This window comes from Bifidobacterium asteroides, assembly GCF_009683175.1.
GTDB lineage: Bacteria > Actinomycetota > Actinomycetes > Actinomycetales > Bifidobacteriaceae > Bombiscardovia > Bombiscardovia asteroides_H.
Genome location: NZ_WKKW01000006.1, coordinates 24378 through 43270, shown reverse-complemented (window position 1 = coordinate 43270; position 18893 = coordinate 24378). Strand labels below are relative to the sequence as shown.

General features: G+C 60.9%; 15 protein-coding genes and 1 tRNA gene. 10 read left to right on the top strand and 6 right to left on the bottom strand.

Features of this window, described 5'->3' with window-relative positions; all coding sequences use genetic code 11:
- Positions 1-108 precede the first annotated feature (108 nt).
- The 5 genes from GKC41_RS07925 (at position 109) to htpX (ending at position 6630) form a co-directional block, all read left to right on the top strand.
- Positions 109-2076: a heavy metal translocating P-type ATPase gene (locus GKC41_RS07925; protein ID WP_154313720.1), complete on the top strand. Its 1968-nt coding sequence runs from the start codon at positions 109-111 to the stop codon at positions 2074-2076.
- A gap of 118 nt (positions 2077-2194) precedes the next feature.
- Positions 2195-3661 (top strand): FAD-dependent oxidoreductase, encoded by a 1467-nt coding sequence (locus tag GKC41_RS07920; RefSeq protein WP_154313771.1) that lies wholly within the window; start codon positions 2195-2197, stop codon positions 3659-3661.
- 165 nt (positions 3662-3826) lie between these two features.
- Positions 3827-5008, top strand: coding sequence for an ImmA/IrrE family metallo-endopeptidase (locus GKC41_RS07915; protein ID WP_195760214.1), 1182 nt, complete (start codon positions 3827-3829; stop codon positions 5006-5008).
- Positions 5005-5604, top strand: coding sequence for a DUF4411 family protein (locus GKC41_RS07910; RefSeq protein ID WP_154313718.1), 600 nt, complete (start codon positions 5005-5007; stop codon positions 5602-5604). Before GKC41_RS07915 ends, GKC41_RS07910 begins: the two co-directional genes overlap by 4 nt.
- 90 nt (positions 5605-5694) lie before the next feature.
- Positions 5695-6630, top strand: coding sequence for a zinc metalloprotease HtpX (gene htpX, locus GKC41_RS07905; protein ID WP_121913517.1), 936 nt, complete (start codon positions 5695-5697; stop codon positions 6628-6630).
- A gap of 204 nt (positions 6631-6834) precedes the next feature.
- On the opposite strand, the gene nagA is transcribed toward htpX, so the two are convergent.
- The 4 genes from nagA to GKC41_RS07885 are packed head-to-tail and all read right to left on the bottom strand — an operon-like array spanning position 6835 to position 11358.
- Positions 6835-8142, bottom strand: a complete 1308-nt coding sequence (gene nagA, locus GKC41_RS07900) for an N-acetylglucosamine-6-phosphate deacetylase (RefSeq protein WP_154313717.1) — start codon at positions 8140-8142, stop codon at positions 6835-6837.
- 14 nt (positions 8143-8156) lie between these two features.
- Positions 8157-8945 (bottom strand): glucosamine-6-phosphate deaminase, encoded by a 789-nt coding sequence (gene nagB / locus GKC41_RS07895; RefSeq protein WP_154313716.1) that lies wholly within the window; start codon positions 8943-8945, stop codon positions 8157-8159.
- Entirely contained in the window at positions 8942-10048 is a 1107-nt protein-coding gene (locus GKC41_RS07890; protein WP_154313715.1) for an ROK family protein, read from the bottom strand. The genes nagB and GKC41_RS07890 overlap by 4 nt, the downstream gene beginning before the upstream one ends.
- Before the next feature lie 5 nt (positions 10049-10053).
- Complete coding sequence (locus GKC41_RS07885) at positions 10054-11358, bottom strand: AGE family epimerase/isomerase (RefSeq protein WP_154313714.1); 1305 nt, start codon at positions 11356-11358, stop codon at positions 10054-10056.
- A gap of 298 nt (positions 11359-11656) precedes the next feature.
- Here GKC41_RS07885 and GKC41_RS07880 point away from each other — a divergent pair, with 298 nt between their 5' ends.
- On the top strand, positions 11657-12775 hold the full coding sequence (locus GKC41_RS07880; protein WP_195760213.1) for an ROK family transcriptional regulator: 1119 nt from the start codon (positions 11657-11659) through the stop codon (positions 12773-12775).
- Between the two features lie 123 nt (positions 12776-12898).
- Positions 12899-12969, top strand: a tRNA-Gly gene (locus GKC41_RS07875).
- Positions 12970-13197: 228 nt separating this feature from the next.
- On the opposite strand, the gene GKC41_RS07870 is transcribed toward GKC41_RS07875, so the two are convergent.
- The gene (locus GKC41_RS07870; protein ID WP_229281727.1) at positions 13198-13635 is read right to left on the bottom strand and encodes a hypothetical protein; all 438 of its coding nucleotides are present in this window, start codon (positions 13633-13635) and stop codon (positions 13198-13200) included.
- Positions 13636-14436: 801 nt separating this feature from the next.
- Here GKC41_RS07870 and GKC41_RS07860 point away from each other — a divergent pair.
- From GKC41_RS07860 to GKC41_RS07850, 3 genes are all read left to right on the top strand, one after another.
- Positions 14437-14670 carry a DUF2188 domain-containing protein gene (locus GKC41_RS07860; RefSeq protein ID WP_045934889.1) on the top strand — a complete coding sequence of 78 codons (234 nt, stop codon included), beginning with the start codon at positions 14437-14439 and terminating at the stop codon, positions 14668-14670.
- Between the two features lie 204 nt (positions 14671-14874).
- On the top strand, positions 14875-15684 hold the full coding sequence (locus GKC41_RS07855; RefSeq protein ID WP_154313711.1) for a hypothetical protein: 810 nt from the start codon (positions 14875-14877) through the stop codon (positions 15682-15684).
- 31 nt (positions 15685-15715) lie between these two features.
- The gene (locus GKC41_RS07850; RefSeq protein ID WP_154313710.1) at positions 15716-16471 is read left to right on the top strand and encodes an alpha/beta hydrolase; all 756 of its coding nucleotides are present in this window, start codon (positions 15716-15718) and stop codon (positions 16469-16471) included.
- Between the two features lie 6 nt (positions 16472-16477).
- Here GKC41_RS07850 and GKC41_RS07845 read toward each other — a convergent pair whose 3' ends face one another.
- Positions 16478-18709 (bottom strand): cation:proton antiporter, encoded by a 2232-nt coding sequence (locus GKC41_RS07845; RefSeq protein ID WP_324612109.1) that lies wholly within the window; start codon positions 18707-18709, stop codon positions 16478-16480.
- Positions 18710-18893: the final 184 nt, after the last annotated feature.

Genomic DNA, 18893 nt, shown 5'->3' with positions numbered 1-18893 from the left:
GCCCCTTGTCATACTCGCCGCGGTATAGGCTTGATATGTCAAGAGCAGAAGAAAGCCGTGATCCGGCTACGGCTGTCAGGTAGACAAGTCCGGAGCGGGGAAGTGGTCATGTCAAAAGTCCTGGGTTTCGCCAAGAAGGTGCCCATGCTTTGGGTGGTTCTGGTCTGCGGGCTGGTCATGGGCCTGCTCTGGCACCCCTATCGCCAGGCCGCCCAGTGGCTGGTCGCCATCCTGGTGGCCGTCTCGCTGGTGGACACCCTCAAGGGGATGATCGATGACGTCCGCCAGGGCCACGTGGGCGTGGACATCCTGGCCGTGGTCGCCATCCTGTCCACCCTCGCCGTTCGTCAGTACTGGGCCAGTTGGGCCGTGGTCCTCATGCTCTACTCGGGCGACGCCATCGAGCAGTACGCAGGGAACAAGGCGCAGAACAATCTGACCGTATTGGTCCAGGCTGCCCCCCAGGTGGCCCATGTGGTTCAGGCGGAGCTGCCGGAGGGGGAGCATACCCTTCCCAAGGAGAGCGACTGGAACACGGTGGCGGTCGATAAGGTCCGTCTGAACGACCTCCTGGTGGTCAAGCCCGGCGAGACCGTGCCCGTCGATGGCGAGCTGATCAGCCCAACCGCCACCTTGGATATGTCCACCATCAACGGCGAGCCCATGCCCCGCAGGCTCTACCAGGACGCCCAGGTCATGTCGGGAGCGGTCAACGGCTCGGGCACCTTCCTGATGCGGGCCCGGCAGCTGGCGCGGGATTCCCAGTACCAGCGAATCCTCAACCTGGTGCGCTCCGCCCAGAACTCGCGGGCAGCAGTCGTCAGAACAGCCGACCTGATGGCGGTCCCCTTCACCGTGGTGGCCTTCATCATCGCCTGCGTAGCCTGGATCATCTCCGGCGTGCCGACCCGGTTCGCCCAGGTTCTGGTCCTGGCTACCCCCTGCCCTCTGCTGATTGCCGCCCCTGTGGCCTACATGGCTGGGACTGGGAGGCTGGCCAAGACGGGTCTGCTGATCAAGACCCAGGACGTGATTGAGAATCTGGGCCGGGTATCGCACATCTTCTTCGATAAAACCGGCACGCTGACCGTCAAACGTCCCCAAGTGGCCAAGATCGACCTGCCTGACGGTGGGGAGCAGAAGGTCGATACAGACCGGATTCTGGCCATGGCGGGCGCTGTGGAGTCCTACTCGGTCCACATCCTGGCCAACGGAATCGCTGAGGCCGGGGCCGCCGCCCAGGAGCGACTGCGGGCACAGAGCAAGGGTGAGACCCATCTGCATGCGCGGGAGGTTCAGGAGGACTCCGGCAACGGGGTCCAGGGCCAGGTCGACGGCCACCAGGTCAAGGTGGGCAGGGCTCAGTTCGTGGCAGACGGGCGTTCAAGTGATTTATTCGGCCCCCTGGCACCTGACGAGATGGCCTCCTACGTCTCTATTGATGGGGTCCTGGCTGCCAGGGTCGTCATGAAGGACGTGCCCAGGTCGGATGCCGCCCAGACCATCACCCAGCTGCGGGAGTTGGGCATCACCCGTCTATCCATGGTCACGGGCGACAAGGAGGACTCAGCCCGGATCATCGCCGACCAGGTGGGCATCACCGACGTGCATGCCGGCCTCTTCCCCGAGGACAAGGCCAATCTGATCGCCAAGGCCTCCAGGGAAGAGCCCAATCGGCAGCCCTTCTGGGACATCTGGCTGTCTAAATTCCTAGGGGAGTCAGTGACCAAATCCATCACCCTGATGGTGGGGGACGGGGTCAACGATGCCCCGGTCCTGGCTGCCGCCGACGTGGGCATGGCCATCACCGACGGAACCACCACGGCCGCCTCCGAGTCCGCCCAGGCGGTAATCATGAACGACGACATCGCCTGCCTGCCCAGGTCAATCACCATCGCCCGCAGGACCAAGCGGGTCATGCTCCAGGCGGTCATGCTGGGGCTGACCCTGGCCACGGTGGGTATGCTCTGTGCTGCCTTCGACCTGATTCCGGTGGTTGTCGGCGCCTTTACGCAGGAGGCCATCGACGTGGTTTCCATCCTCTGGGCCCTGACCGCGCTGATAGACCGTGACTGAGGCCCTTTTGCGACGCTTGGTGAAAGTCCCGGGGATGGAGCCCGACTAGCTCTGTTCCCGACCGTCGCTTTGCGTTAGGCTGACAAGCATGAGCGATAATAATGTCAACGATTCCACCATGCCCGCACCGGCCCGCGGCGAGGAAGCCGGCTCTCCCCTGCGCGTGGCCGTCATAGGCGCGGGGCCTGCGGGGGTCTACGCCTCTGACATCCTGCTGCGGCAGCTTCGTGAGAAAGGTGCCGACCTGGGTCTGGGGGACCGGGCCAGGATTGATTTGTTCGAAAAGCTGCCCGTTCCCTTCGGCCTGGTCCGTTACGGCGTGGCCCCGGACCACCCCAGCATCAAGTACATCGCCGGCGCCTTGGAGAAGACCCTCGATAACCCCGAGATTCACCTCTATGCGGATGTGGAGTTCGGCAAGGACGTCAACCTGGATGATCTGCTTCAGCGCTACGATGTGGTGCTCTTCGCCACCGGCGCCGTGGATGACCGCCCCCTGGAGATCGCCGGTCACGAACTTGATGGCGTTCACGGGGCCGCCCACTTCGTCGAATGGTATGACGGCTATCCCGACGCTGACCAGGACTGGCCCCTGGATGCCAAGCAGGTGGCCGTCATCGGAGGCGGGAACGTGGCCATGGATGTCTCCAGAATCCTGATGCGACGGGCCGACGACCTGCTGGGCACCGACATCCCCGACAATGTTTACCGGGGGATCCAGGGCAACCAGGCCCGCGAGCTGCACATGTTCATCCGTCGCGGTCCGGCCCAGGCCAAGTTCTCGGTCCAGGAGCTGCGCGAGTTGGAAAAGTTGCCCGGGGTGCAAATCGTCATCGACGAGGACGACTTCGACCTGGACCAGGAGACCATCGATCGGGCCGGTGCCGACAAGCTGACCCGGCAGATGCTGGAGGAGCTCTTCACCATCAGGGAGATGGCCGAGGACATGGCTGAAGACGGTGGCGTCGACTTCGAGGGCAATCCCGCCGACCGCCGTTTCTATATGCACTTCTACCGGATGCCTGCGGCAATCATCGGCCAGGACGGCAAGGTGACCGGCATTCGCGTGGAGAAGACCAAGGTCACGCCCGAGGGCGCCATGGAGGAGACCAGCCAGTACGAGGAGTATCCCGTCCAGGCCGTCTACCACGCCATCGGCTACAAGCCTGCTGAGGTTCCGGGCATTCCCTATGACTTCTCCGGCTACACCCTTTCCAACGTCCACGGTCGCGTGACCACTGCTCCCGAGGGGGAGGACGGCCGACCCATCGACCGGCTCTACGCCACGGGCTGGGCCAAGCGAGGACCAGTGGGATTGATCGGATCCACCAAGTCCGATGCCTTGGAGACCATCGGCAACATGCTGGATGACCTGGCCGCCAGCCCGGCTCGCGGCCGCTTCGCCAAGGACCGTGACGACGATTCGATTGATCGCTTCCTGGCGGGCAAGGGCATCAAGCCCATCGACTTCGCCGGCTGGAAGCGGGTGGATGCCTACGAGCGTGCCGAGGGAGCCAAGGTTGGCCGCGAGCACATTAAGGTCATCGATCCCGACCGGCTTCGCCAGCTCGCCCACGGCGAGTAGGCGATTGGTCTTAGGTCGTCAGTGGCAGGGCCTGGATGAGGTTCACGAATCCTCATCCAGGCCCTGTTTTCTTGATCTGGGCTACTGGCTGCTCGCAGCGGAGGGATGAGTCTCGCGCAGCTATCATTGTCATTAGAGCCCATCACGGAATCGAAGGAGCGTGACATGGCTAACCTGACTCTCTATCCGGCCACCCTCCAGTGGGCCGTTGAGGAGAGTGATGCCGATCCAGTGGCTCTGTCTCAGCGCCGGGGGCTTGGCCAGTTGCCGGATTGGTTGGAATCCAAGCAACCCGTGTCCGTATCCTTCAACAAGGTCGAGCTGCTCAGCAGGGCCCTGCACGTGCCTTTCGGTGCCTTGGTCAGGTCGGTCGTGCCCCAGCGTCGCCTTGAGCCTCTGGTCCGGTACCGTACCGTAGGCAATACGTCTGTGCAGCCCAGCAAAAATCTGCAGGACACTATTGACCAGATGAGATTCAGGCAGGAATGGGCCAGGGATGAATTGCTTGAGTCCGGCTTGGATGCCAACCCGCTGGTCGGGTCGGTGCACAGTGCCGAGTATGACGATGACCTGGCTGATGCGCTTCGCTCCACCCTTGGGTTGGATGGGCGCTCTGCCTGGGAGGGCGGCAAATCCAGCGACCGTTTCCGTCAGCTCAAGGAACAGGCATCTAATGCGGGCATCATGATCATGCTCAACTCCCAGGTGGGTTCTACAAGGTCCCGAAAGCTGGATCTTCAAGAATTTCGAGGGTTCGTGCTGATTGACGACATGGCTCCGCTGGTGTTTATCAATAGGAACGATTCCTTTGACGGCATGATATTCACCTTGATTCACGAGGTGGGGCATGTACTGCTGGGTACTCAGGAGCTCTTCGACGGCATTGGCGGCCAAGGAGACCACAAGACCACGGAGCGTGCGATAAACCGAGCAGTGGTAAAGGCCGTGATTGATGATGAGCGCTTTCGACAGGTGTGGCGAGAGCAGTTGGACGGGGGGCAAGAGCCGGCCGATGCCGCAGAATCTATAGCTGACGACTTCCATCTGAGTGCCTTGGCCATGGGTATACAGGCCCATCAGTTCGGCTTGGCTGGCGAAGATACCCTTGAGGAGCTGCAGAAACGAATGAATCGGCATCTTCAGGACAAGACCGTTCATAGTCAGGAGCGGGAACCCCATGGCAATGGCAACAGGACCAATGCCTCCAGGGTGGACACCGGTTTCGTCCGCTTGGTCAATGCCGCTATGGACGGGGGCAGATTGGCTCCGACTGAGGGCTTCGACCTGGTGGGGGTGCGCTCCCCGCAGTCTTATCAGGGGTTGATTCGTGAAAAGAAGCTGTTATGACCGCTACCCTCTACCTGCCCGATTCCAACATCTTCATCGCCTCCTACCGGCTCAACCATCCTTTCGACTACAAGGAGTTTCACCCCTTCTGGCGATGGATGGAAAAGCTGGCTGAGGACAGGGCGATTGCCATGGTGGATGTCGTCTACGACGAGCTGGTCAATGAGCAGGCCGCCAATCCCGATATGTTGGACCTTTGGGTGCGTGCAGTGTTCAAAGGCCGCCAAATAAGCCATAAGGACGACAGGTATGCGCAGGTCTATGCGAAAATCCAGGATTATCTGGTCACCTGCGGGCAGTATACGGAAGGGTCGCGCCAATACTGGGAGGCAGAGAGCAAGGCGGATCCCTGGCTGATTGCCGTGGCCAAAGTCGAGGGGGCGGTCATAGTGACGGACGAGGCCCGGGTTTCGTTGCAACAGGGACAGCACATGAAGAAAGAGCCCAAGATTCCTAATATCGCAGACCAGTTTGGGGTGAAGACCATGAATCTTCGTCGGTTCTTCGATGCCAACGGGAGGTTGAAGAAAGCCCAGTATGTTCCTCCTGAGCATCAAGGTAAGAGAAAAGCTGTGAGCCAACCAGGCCTATTCTGAACGGATGGTAGGGGGAGAGTGGGCTCAGCAGCCTCATCTTTTCAGCGCCCGTTCAGCAAAAATTCAGCGGTATTGTCTACCATGGAACCCATGAATGGCAAGCTGAAGGTTCACGGACATTTCAACGGCCTGAAAACGACGCTTTTGTTCGCCCTCATGTGGGCCGTTATTATGCTCATCTGGTGGCTGACCGGCGGTCGCCAGGGCACGCTGGGCATCTATATCCTCATAGGTCTGGCCACCACTTTCGGATCCTACTGGTTCTCCGACAAGGTGGCGATCGCCTCCATGCACGCTCGGCCGGTCAGTGAGCAGGAGGCTCCCGACCTCTACCGGATCGTCCGAGAGCTGTCGGGCAGGGCAGGCAAGCCCATGCCCCGCATCTACATTGCTCCCACCGACTCGCCCAATGCCTTTGCCACAGGCCGTAACGAGCGCCATGCCGCCGTCTGCTGCACCCAGGGGATCCTGCGCATCCTCAACGAGCGGGAAATTCGCGGGGTGCTTGGCCACGAGCTCATGCACGTCTATAACCATGACATCCTGACCTCTGCTGTAGCTTCGGCCATGGCCACGGTCATCACCTATCTGGGATACTCCCTCATGTATTTCGGCGGCGACAGCCGGGACAGGGATAACGATTCCGGCGTCTTTGGCCTTCTGGGCGTGCTGATCAGCTCGATTCTGGCCCCTCTGGGCGCCTCCCTGATTCAGATGGCCATTTCCCGCACCCGAGAGTATGACGCCGACGAGGATGGCAGCCGGCTGACTGGGGACCCGGCGGCTCTGGCATCGGCGCTGAACAAAATATCCTACGGGTCTCAGGCCGCGCCTATGCCTCAGACCGCCGGCACCCAGAGCGCCGCTGCCATGATGATCGAGAATCCCTTTTCGGTCAAGGGGTTCAGCAGGCTCTTCTCCACCCATCCGCCCACCGATGAGCGCATAGCCCGCCTAATGCAGATGAGCCAGGAGATGGGGCAGACCCAGGTGAATTCCGGGCATGGAGCCCAGGTGGGGTACTGAAAGACTAGCGGGCTAATGCGCCTGTACACCTATCAATAGCGGTGATTCCTCTCCGCTGTCTTGGTCGATAATTTTGGGAACGGTTAGAAGGGTCAGACATTGGGCCGGGCCTTCTAACCGTTCCTGCCTTTGTGCCCTTAGTTGCGAAGAATCCGGCTTGTCATAGAGGCAACGAGGAATCGGAGGTTTTTGGCTCTCCGTGCTTTAGATCTGAATTCTTCGCCCGTTGCAGACCACGGTTTTGACGGACCAGTCGGCCGGGTTCAGCAGGAGGAGGTCGGCCGCATAGCCGGGTGACAGCAGGCCCAACGGGGCGTTGGTGATCGGGTTGGGGCGGTCCAGTCCCAGGGCCCGGGCAGGTGTCAGAGTGGCGGCTTCCACGGCCTGGGGGGCTGGCAGGCCGATGGATTGGACTGCTCTGCCGACTGCCACATCCAGGGTCAGGGTTGAACCGGCGATGGCTCCGTTGGAGGTCAGGCGGGCGTGGCCGCCCTTCACTGTTACGTCCAGGGAACCCAGCTTGTAGGCGCCGTCCTCGCAGCCGGTGGCCTCCATAGCATCGGTGACTAGGGCTATCCGATGGGGGAAGAGCCTGAAAGCCAGGTCGACGCAGGGGTCCTGCACATGGAAACCGTCGTTGATCAGCTCGGCTGTAACCCGAGGGTCCTCCACGGCGGCCGGAATGGGTCCGGGCTGACGGTGGTGGATGCCGTTCATGGCGTTGAAAACATGAGTGAGTATGCGGGCACCGGCATCGAAAGCTCGGCAGGTCTGATCGTAGCCGGCATCGCAATGGCCGACCGCAGGCACCACACCGGACCCAGCCAGGCGGGATATGGCCTCGTAGCCATGGTCGCGCTCGGGGGCCAACGTCACCTGGCGTATGCAACCGTCGGCAGCTTCCAGGAGGCGGTCGAGAACCGCTGGTTCAGGGTCGCGCAGGCATTTGGGATCGTGCGCCCCTTTACGGGAGAGAGCGATGAAGGGCCCTTCCAAGTGGGCACCCAGCACATCGGGTCTGGAGTCCATGACCCTCTTGACTGAGCGCAGATTGGTGCACATCGTGTCGACCGGGTTGGTGATCAGGCTGAGCACCTGCCTGGTGGTTCCATGGACCATATGACAGGCCCTGGCTGTGCGAATGGCATCGTCGCCGTCATCGAAGGAGTGGACCCAGCCGCCGTGGGAGTGGATGTCGATGAACCCGGGGGTGAGGATGAAGCCGGCTGCGTCGATGAACTCCACACCGTTCGCATTCACGTCATGGGTATCTGATCCAGGCTGGAAGGAGGGCGGTAGGCTGGGCAGGCCAGCGGCCCTCAGGGCGGATTCCAGGCTCTCCCTGCCTTGTCCGACCTGGTCAATCCTGCCCTCCAAGGCCAAAATCCAGCTGTCTTCCCTGATGCCTCGGGCGTCTATCAGCCTTGCGCCGGTCAGGACAAGGGGATGGGCCGGTCCATTCAGCGATGATTCGACCGCGAGCCCCGCCGACTCGTATGCTTCCTTGGACATGTTTGGTTTGCCTTCTAGATGGACTGCCAGTCAGGCTTGTTGGCATATGCCCACTTGTAGTAGTCGCGGTTGCGCAGGCGGGAGGCGGCGGCCTCGTCCACGATCACGGTGGCATGGGGATGCATCTGGAGGGCGGAGGCCGGGCAGAAGGACGATATGCCGCCCTCTACGCTCTCGGCCACGGCTTCTGCCTTGCCAGCGCCGAAAGCCAGGAGGACCAGCTGGCGTGCCTTGAGGATGGTTCCGATCCCCTGGGTGATGCAGTGGGTGGGCACCTGGTCCATGTCATTGTCGAAGAAGCGGGCGTTGTCGATGCGGGTCTGCTCGGTCAGGGTCTTGATGCGGGTGCCCGAGGCCAGGGAGGATCCGGGCTCGTTGAAGCCGATATGTCCGTCGGTGCCGATGCCCAGGATCTGCAGGTCGACACCGCCGGCATCCTCGATTGCCTGGTCATATACGCGGCCAGCGTCCTTGATGGTGTCCAGGTTTCCATTGGGCACCCTCACCTTGGCGGGGTCCAGGCCCAGAGGCTCGACCACGGTCCGGTCGATGGTGGACCGGTAGGACTGAGGGTGGGCCGGGTCCAGGCCCGCGTACTCGTCCAGGGCGAAGCCACGCACCTGGGAGACGTCGATCCCCTCCTTGTGGACCAGATCGGCCAGCGCCTGGTATGCCGCCAGAGGGCTGGATCCCGTGGCCAGACCCAGCACGCAGTCAGGCTTGCGCCGGATCAGGTCGGCTGTACAGCGGGCATAGATTTTGCCGGCTTCCTCCTGGGACTTGACGATGATGATTTCGGTCATGATGCGATTTCCTTTCCTATAAAGTCAGATGGCCGACTGTCGGTTGCCATGCGTCCTGCCAGGGCGGCGCCGATGGCTGCGATGGGCAGGTCGGCTGGAGCCAAGCGCAACCGGTCGGGCAGATTCAGCGAAGCGATGAAGTGGCTGCAGGCCGCGCTCCTATTCAGATGCTCGGTGACCAGATCCAGCAGGGGCTGACCGGTTCTGCTCATGCCGCCGCCCAGGATGATGACTCCGGGATCGATGGTCAACGCCACGATTTGTACAGCCAGGGCAATGCCATGCCCGATGATGTCCTGTACTTCCTGGGCGCGCTGGTTCCCCTGGCTTGCCTGGGCAATCAGGTCAGGCAGGGGGTGGGCGATTCCCGGCCAAAGGGCTTCCACTGCCGAGCCTGAGGCCACGGTTTCCAGACAGCCGTGCTGGCCGCACTTGCAGGGAAACTGGTGGGCGTCCACTGGGATGTGGCCAATTTCGCCTATTGCCCCGCTGGCTCCGTGCTCGATCCGGCCCCAGCGGATGATGCCCGCTGCCAGGCCGGTACCCAGGTTGATGAAGACCACAACATGGTCGTCATGGTCGGGCAGGGCCCTGGGACCGTCACGCCCGGGCACTGATGCGGAGCGGCGGGCCTGCTTCCGGGCAGCCTCGGAGTGAGGTGTGGTTCCAGGGGCCATCAGGGAGTCGCCGGCCTGCGAGGCGGCTCCCAGAGCAGCGATATTGACATCGTTCTCGACACGGACGGGCAGGCCGGTCGTCTTGGCAACGGCAGGACCCAGAGCCATGTGGCGGATGCCCAGGTTGACTGCGTCATCCACTATTCCACGGTTGGCATCCACGCGCCCCGGGATGCCCAGGCCTACGGTGACAGAACCCCGATTTGGGCCCACCGGATCCAGAAGGTGGTGGATAAGTGTCACCGTGTCGTCATGAACCGCTTGGTTGCCCTCGCGCGTGGGGATTCGATGGCAGGCCAGCAGGTGCTTGTCGCCGTCCATGGCCACGCCCTCGATCTTGGTGCCGCCGATGTCAATTCCCAGGCTGATCGGACGGGCCTGGACGTTATCTGTATCCGCCTCGGGATGCGGGGTCGATGCTGCCATGGATTTCAGCGGGCCTGATTCTGGTCTGCAGGTCCCTGTCCGCAGGCCTTCTTGATGGCCGTGGCGATGGAGACCGCCGGGTCGTTGTAGGGAATCAGGGTGGACTGGAATGCGTGGTAGAGGTCGGACTTGCCGGGCCAGACCGTGCCGATGACTTGGTTGTCGGCATCCAGTTGATGCCACCAGGACCCGCCCTGGTGGTCGATCAAATAGTGGTCTACGTAGCTGCAGAAGGTGGCGTACCAGTCGGCGTAGGTGGCCTTGCCGGTGGCTGCGTAGAGGGTGGACGAGGTGTTCAGGGCCTCGGCCAGGGTCCAATGCATGCGGTCGTGGACCACCGGGCGGCCCTGCCAGTCCGTGGTGTAGACCAGGCCCTCGGCTCCGTCGGCGGCCCAGCCATCCTCCACAGCCCTGGCGAACAGGTGCTCGGCTGCCTCGATGTAGTGGCGACGGTCGGCATCCTGATCGAACCTGCTTAGTGCGTACTGAGTGATTAGCCTGGCCCATTCAATCCCGTGGCCCGGCGTTGCCCCGTAAGGCTTGAACTGGTCGGCCTTGTTGTTCTGGTTGTAGTCCAGGTCGGCCTGCCAGTCGCTGTTGAAATGCTCGGGGATGCGCCACTGGTTGTTCTCAGCCCAGCTGATGACCTGGTCGATGATGCGTCCGGCGCGCTCGCGGTAGTCCTCCTTGCCGGTGGCATCGGCCACTGCCAGGAAGGCCTCGGTGCTGTGCATGTTGGCGTTGAGCCCCCGGTAGGGGTCCAGCCGGGTGAACTCGCTGTTCCAGGTGTCGACGGCAAGGCCCTTGTCATCATCCCAGAAGTAGCGGTTGAAGATCTCCAACGCCTGGTCCAGCAGGGCCTGCCCATCGGGGTCGCCGGCCAGCATGGCTGAGGAGGCGGCTAGGACAACGAAGGCGTGGGTATAGCAAGTCTTGCCGCTCTCGGGCTGGCCCTGCCAGGAGACCGAGGGATACCAGCCGCCGTGTTCGTCGTCGTGCAGGTTGCCCTGGAGGGCCTGGACGCCACGATGGACCAGCTCTGATGCTCCCGGGTAGCCCAGAAGGCTGCCGATGGCGTAGACGTGGGTCATCCTGCAAGTGATCCAGGTCTGGATTCCCTGGTCTGGGTCGATGCTGCCGTCGTCATTGAGCCAGCCGGCGCCGCCTTGCTCGGTGGGGAACCCACGCCCGAAGTCCAGGAAGCCGTAGGTCTGCGAGGCCATGAAGATGCGGTTGGCTTCGTTGCCCAGCAGGTATCGGGGATTTATGGCGGACGGGGAGACTCCCGAATGGTTCGGTGTCGTGGTCATGGCGATCGCTCCTTTGCTCAGCGAGGGGATGCAGCTGTTTCTGGTATCTGTTAACAGCCTAACACTTAATTGTTAGGAAACTGAACTTTTTATTGGCTGTCCCCGTGGTCTTGCTCACGATGCTAGTGCGCAGTCCTGAAAACCAGCAGCTTCAGTGCCGCAATGGCGAGGTATGGACCTGCCCGGGCAAGGAAGTTTACAATATAAGGTGCAAGCATGGATGGGCGTGATCACGGGGTTCAAGGCCCAATCCCCATGGCGGGTCCCCGTTCCCGCATTATCTATTGTCAGGCGAATCATGACCAGCAATACCGGCAACCTGTCCAAGGCGCTGCCCAAGTCGGTGCGGCACCACAACCGAGCCATCCTGCTCAGGTTGCTCTACCCCGATGTCAGCATGACCCGGGCTGATCTGGCTCGCGCATCAGGGCTGACCAGAGTCGCCATATCAGACATCGTGGCCGAGCTGCTGGGCGAGCATCTGCTCATGGAAGTGGGTTATAGCAAATCCACAGGGCCTGGCAAGCGGGGACGGCTGCTGCGCATCAATCCCGACGGGCGCAGCATCCTGGCCCTGGACCTTTCCACGCCCTACGTTTTCAGGGGGGCGGTGCTCAACCTGACCGGACAGGTAGTGGCGCGTGAGGAGATCCCTCTGACCGCTGACGGCAAGGTCCCCCTGGACTTGGTGGGGGAGTTGACTGATTCATTGATGCAGCGGGCAACCCACCCCGTCATGGGTATCGGCGTATCCAGTCCCGGCATCGTCAGTGCTGAAGGCGTGGTGGATGATGCCACCAACCTGGGCTGGGTTCAGACCGACCTGCGCGGCTATCTGCATGAGAAGACAGGCTTGGAGGTGACGGTCAACAACGATGCCAACAATGAGGTTTTGGCCGAGCGGCAGTTTGGCTCAGGCCAGTCTGACCTGTTGCTGGTCCATCTGGGCGACGGAGTTGGGGCAGGATTGCTGGTCTCTGGCGAGCTGGTGACCGGTTGCAATCGCGCGGCAGGCGAGATTGGCCATGTGGTGGTGGATCCCGCCGGTCCTCAGTGCCGCTGTGGCAAGCGCGGCTGCCTGGAATCGCTGATCAGTGTTCCCAAGCTGACTGCTGCAATGGACCGGGATCCCGACAATCTGGCCAGCATTTTGCGCCGTGCTGGCGAACTGCTGGGTCGTGTTCTGACCATGCCCGCCGGTCTTATGGACATTCCCCGCGTAGCTGTCCTGGGCGACTCCAGGGTGGTCAACCGCATCTTCCTGAGTGCCATGGAGAAGACCATGAACGATGCCCTGGCCACTGATTTCCGTCGGCCTTTGGTGGTCGACCGCTCGGCCCTGGGTGAGGATGCCGCCTTGCTTGGGGCCTGCTCCACGGTGGTGGCCGACCTGATCGAGCCTGACGGAACCGTCTGAAAGTGGATTGAAGACCTGTCTCGCAACCGTGCCCGGACTTGGTGATTCGCGCACATCGCTGAGACCTGCTACCATGGTGACTCGCATGCGGTTGGCCGAGGTATGACCCCGGTAGCCGGATTTGCGGGCGTAGTTCATTGGTAGAATGGAAGCTTCCCAAGCTTCAGAGGCGGGTCCGATTCCCGTCGCCCGCTCTCTTTTCTGAAAAATTGTCATCAGCATTGACATGTGGGTTTGGGAAGTTTTCAACTTTGGCAAAGATAAGCTCTTGAGTGCATCTGGAGCTGACCGGCTTCCTACCAAGGATGGAGCCGAAACCCTTGCTCGAGCGTATGCTGCGTTTCTTGCGAATCCAGATCGTTAGACGTTTGATGAAGCTGATTGACTTATAGGCGGTGAGCGAGCGTCAGCATCAGCGTTACTCACAGGGGAATATCGCTGACGTCTATCGAGAGGAACAGTACCCCAGCCAGACTATGCAGCAAGACGATCAACGTCACTAAAACAAGCAGGATTTTTGTGACGACGTTCCACCATTTCCGGGCTTTTCGCGACTTCCCTTTATACAAGGCAACTATATGGATAATGCCGCTTATCAGCCAACAGACAAGCCCCACAATGGTGGTCGCAATTATCCTGTTCACCCAAGTGTCTGACGCAAAATCAACGGCATCCGGGAATGCCATAAAGAACTGAATAGGAATTTTGCTATACCAGCCCCAGCTCATTGGCAGCAACAGAGCCAGGCCTAGAAGCCATAGGACAAGGTCGGCATGAGGGGGTACGTGGATCGTGCGGCGAAGGTCGGTATTCTCCGTATCCTCGCCTGTTGTATCCGATTTCCGTCCCCTGCATGCCATAGCCGCAAGGCTACAGCATCTGTAGGTATGAAGAGCCGCTTGCAGACGCTTCCTCACATTCCCTGTTAATCCTGTTCCGCTTGACCACCAGTTTTCACTGAAGAGTTTCTCATCTGTGAAAGGCTTAACCGTGCAATCTGCAAGGTGGGCGACAATAGCAAAAGACGGCACGAATCATGGCGTGGCCTTGTTTGTGTTTCCACGTCTGATTGAGGCGTATGCGCGGGCTTTTGCTCGCCACATCCAATGTGAGGAAGTTATATCGCAGCTTGGCTTGTTGACATGAGATTAAGGACGTGGTGCCAGTCAACTCAATCCGCGACTATGCCGACGTGACGCCTGCTGACCAGCTGATGGAGCGCTTCCTCGAAGCTATTACCAACACTTGGTGGCTTCTGGGCACGCTGCTTTCCGCATCGGCGAACCAATCGCGCCTATGGTTGCAAACAGGACTCTGCTCAAACCTCTAGAATCTCAAGGTTAATGGAGATGTGTCCACCTTGCCTGAATATGCATCCAACCCAGATCCTGTATCCAAGTAGGTAACTCAACATCCGTAGTTTCGTTCCACTTAAATCACCTCATAGTAATTTGCTCTGGTCATTTTTATTCCCCTGCCCATAATCGAATTGTCGATACCTGACCTAAAAGTTGCAAGCCCGGCAACAGTGCGGAAAGCCTCTCTTAGCGCCATCATTGATGAACAATATTCTTGGAGGTTCTGGTGTGTCGAAGCACGGTGCCCCAGGTCGGGCAGTGGAAGATGAGGGGGTACAGGGAAGTATGGAAAGGACGGCCATCATGGCTGATTATCACGTGCAATACGACGGGGATCGCGATCTTTGGACAGTCAAGCGGGCCGGGGCCTCACGCGTCTCCCGCACCTTCGCCACCAAGGCGGAGGCCACCAAGCAGGCCAAGGTCTTTGCGGACCGGTCCGGCGGCGGCGAGGTCAACATCCATAACAAGGGCGGCAACAAAATCCGCGACAAGCGCACCATAGGCAAGAAGGATCCTCGAGACATCAAGGGCTGAGCTCCAACTGAGATTTAGGACCTTTCACCGTCATCGGGCCTGTGCACGTGCTGAGCATCGTGGTGATAAGTAACGATTGCGCTTCTAATATGCCCATCCATCATCCCGGCAGGATGTTGGGATGGTGAAGCATTGGCCGCCGTCGCTGGTCTGTATGTGTCCGCCCCCATAGACTGAAACCAACCGTGAAAGGTGGCGAGGTCGATGGCCGATGGATTCAACCAGCTGGATCAGCGGCTGGCGGACAGCGGGTATGACGAGGGTCTGCCAGCCTCCTATCCTCCTCGCCCGGATATTGATGAGCGTCCCATTCAGATAGCGCATGCCAACATCTGGAGTCGGTTTGCCGCGGTCACGGGACTGGTCTCGGCCTTGGCGGGCGCGGCCTTGCTGGCCCATGCCATAGCCCCCTCCAGGCTGGGGGTCATAGGTCAGGTGGGCATCTCGGCCTGGGTGGGTGTCTCCGTGGCCTTTGCCCTGTTGACCATAATTTTGGTCATCATAGCCCGTCACTCCGGACCAGTCCCGAACCGGCCATCGGTAGGCTCGGCGGGCATTATTCTTTTGATTTGCGGAATGCTCTTGACCCTGGCAGGCCTGCTCATTGCCAACTCTTCCCCCAAGGGCATCATCAAGGCTCCTGCGCGTGACGAAGCGCCCACCAGCTCGCCCCAGGCCATGACCGGCGGTATCGACAAGGCTGCCGGCCAGTGCGCTTCGGGTTGGCATGACATCAGCCCGGGCGGGTATGTAGGCATCTCCCAAGCCCGGTATTGCACGGATACGACCATGGCCTACGTGGTCTTCGACAACGATTCGGCTGCCTCCCTGGCCAAGGGGCCTATCCGCGCCAGCGTGCCCGACCTGCTCTCCCGCTACGGAGGCGGGTTGCAGCCTCAGGATCTATGGCTGCTGACCGGCAAGCGTTGGATGGTGGTGGGTAGCAAGGCCCAGGTGACCGGACTGCAGAGCCAGTGGGGTGGCCAGGCCGAGCCGCTCATGGGTCAGCATTGAATGACCGGGCCGGTCGACTATCGTGGCAGTTATGGATCAAGCACAAAAGGATGACGGCGGATTGGTGGGTCGGCCCTCCACGGTGGTGCCCGGACGTTTTGGGCAGGAGCTCAAGGTCGAGAAGGTCCGTTGGTCTCGCAAGCAGGGCACGGGCAACCCCTCGCGGCCCATTTTTGTACTCATGCATGGCTGGGGCTCCAATGAGGAGGACATGGCCGACCTGATGCGTTATGTGGCTCCTTACAACGACTACGCATCCCTGCGGGCGCCCATGGTGGTGCCTGGTAGCGAGCGCGGCATGTTCGGCCCTGGCTACACCTGGTTTCATGATATGCGTCCCGAACAGGAGGACCTGGATCGGGATGGTTACGCAGCGGCTCGGGCTGTGGATGCCTGGGTTTCAGCCAACATCCCCGAGGATCGACCCGTAGTGGCCATGGGCTTCTCCCAGGGAGCCATGCTGGCTGTTCATCTGCTTCGGGTCAACCCAGAGCGCTACCGGGCTTCCATATGTCTGTCCGGTTTCCTGGCTCCAGGCCTGGTGCCTGGCACCGCTCCTGCGGATGAGCGCCTGGCTGGCTTGAACAAGCCGGTCTTCCTGGGGTTCGGCTCGGACGACACCACGGTGCCCAAGTACGAATTTCGTGCCCTGGCCGCCTGGCTGGATGAGCACGTATGGCTGCACACCACCGAGTATGACCATCTGGAACATGCCGTCGATATGCGCGAGATGAACGATCTGCGCCAGTGGCTGGGCGAGATTGACGTGACCTCGGGCCTTATGTAGATCGGCTCAGAGAGCCGAGTCGGCGTCGACCTGCATGACGTAGACGTTGCGGCGCATCTTCCTGGCTGTCGTGCGCGAGATTTCCCCGGATTCGACCATATCCTGGATCTGGCTCAGCTCGATGGCGTAGCCCTCCCGCTTGGCCTCCTCCACCTGATCCCTGATGGCAGGCATGCCCGCGTATTCGGTCTTTCCCTCCGCCGAGGATTCGATCATCTGGTGGTTGATGATGGTGTTCAGCAGGTCCTCGGTCTTGAAGCGTCCCTTGCCCAGCTCGGAGTAAAGCTTTTCGATCAGGAAGTGGTTCATCTCCGCCTGCAGGTGGCGTCCTGCCACGAAGACCTGGTCCTTGTCGATCGGCTGGGTCAGGTGCTTCAGGCGGTGGAACTGGCTGTGCAGCAGTCCCCTGAGTCGTCTGCGAGCCGTGTAGGCCCTCCAGCGAAGTTCCCCGCCTCTGTCCAAGTGGAAGAGGGAGCCGGATATGGTGGACAGGATCCTGCGGGCGGCCTGTTCCTGGCTGCGCAGATTCAGCAGTTCCTCCTGGTCGTCTCCGCGCTCGCTGCGCTGATCGATCAGTTGGGCATCGGCATCCCTGTCGGCTACGGTCTCGGCCTCGGTGCTGGGTTCGGCCTCGGTCTCGTTCCCGGTGGCAGACTGCGTGGATGCAGGTGCCTGCTCTATGTCTGCGTCCTCGTTCCTGAGTCGCTCCTCCAACTGATCCTGGGCCTCTTCTATCCGGCTCAGCCGCTCCTCCATGTAGTCCTGCTCCCACTCCATGGTCTGCACCTGCAGGTCCTGGAAGTCCTTGGGGGAGTACTGGCCGATCTCGGACTTGAGCTTGGCGATGCGGTGGTTGTACTGCTTGATCACCTGCTGGATGGCCAGCCGGTTCTCGTCAGTGATCCTGCTGGAGAGTTCCCGGACTGTGCCCCTGAGCACCTTGATGGATTTTTCGACCTGTTGGGCCGGCACCTCGCTGCTCTGTGAGGGAGCCAGCAGGGGCAGGGCGAAGTTGGCAAGCACCAGGGTGACGATGATGACCCCGGCGGCCACGAAGATCAGCTCGCTGCGCATGGGGAAGGCAGAACCGTCATCGGTCATATAGGGGATGGTCAGGGCCAGGGAGAGGGTGATGGTCCCCTTGGGGCCGCCGAAGGTCATGACGGCTGCCGATCTCAGAAGCTTGGATGTGATCCGTGGTCTGCTGCCGGTTTCGTGGTCCTTGGTGAAGATCAGGACGCTGGCTGTCCAGAGGAAGCGCAGCACGATCACGGTCAGGCAGACCAGGGTGATGGTGGCCACCAGCATCCAGTTGCTGACCCGCCGGTCTCGCCAGCTGGTGCCCATGGCCGCAGGCAGCAGCATGCCCAGAAGGACGAAGACGGCACCGTTGAGGCTGAAGGAGAGCACCTTCCAGACGCTGGACGAGACGATGTTTGCCTTGGAGGTATTGGGCCCCACTCCAGTGTGGTCGAAGCGGATCAGCAGTCCGGTTGAGACCACGGCCAGGATTCCGGACACGTGCAGGATGTTCTGCCCGACCATGTATATCAGGAAGGGCAGGAAGAGCTCCAGCAGGATCCTGGTGGTGGTGGTTTCCCAACCTAGGCGACGGGCCGACTCAAAGAGCCAGTTGATCACAAAGCCCATGATCAGGCCGAAGCCGACGCCGCCTACGAACTCAACGAAGAACTCGCCCAGGGCCTGGGGCAGGGAGAAGGAGCCGGTCACGGTAGCCAGGATGGCGAACTGGAAGCCGATGACACCGGTTGCGTCGTTGAAGAGCGATTCGCCGGCCAGGATTGAATGTTCGTCCGGTGTCAGGTCGGCGCTCTCGCCCAGGGAGGAGACGGCCACGGCATCGGTGGGCCCCAGGGCGGCGCCCAGGGCCATGGCTGCGGCTAGGGGGAACATAGGCCAGGCGGCATGTAGTATTACGCCCACCATGAGCATGGTCAGAGCAGCCAGGCCAATGGCCAGGGAAAGAGAGGATCGCAATCCCTTGAGCAGCTCCACCTTGTTGATGGTGTGGGCCTCGTAGTAGAGCAGGGGCGCGATGAAGAGGACCATGAACAGCTCAGGATCCAGCCGCATCCGCGGGAAAATGGGCAACAGGGCCATGACTGCGCCCAGGACGATCTGGACCAGGGGGGTGGAGATTCGGGGAATGAATCTGGAAATAAAGGAAGAGACGAGGACGGCAGCAAGTATGCACAGAATGAGGATGAATGTTTCCACGGGCTTCCTTTCCGCCACGCAATCCCGGGCGGGCTGCTGCAGGTCCGACTAGCAGGGTTCGTTCGACCAATGAAGGAATCTCCGAGTGCAGGGTCGCATGAGGATCGACGTCGCACAGTCCATTATACGGAATCAAGATATCCAGGAACAGTATTAATGGACAATGTGCGCTAAGTTGACACCT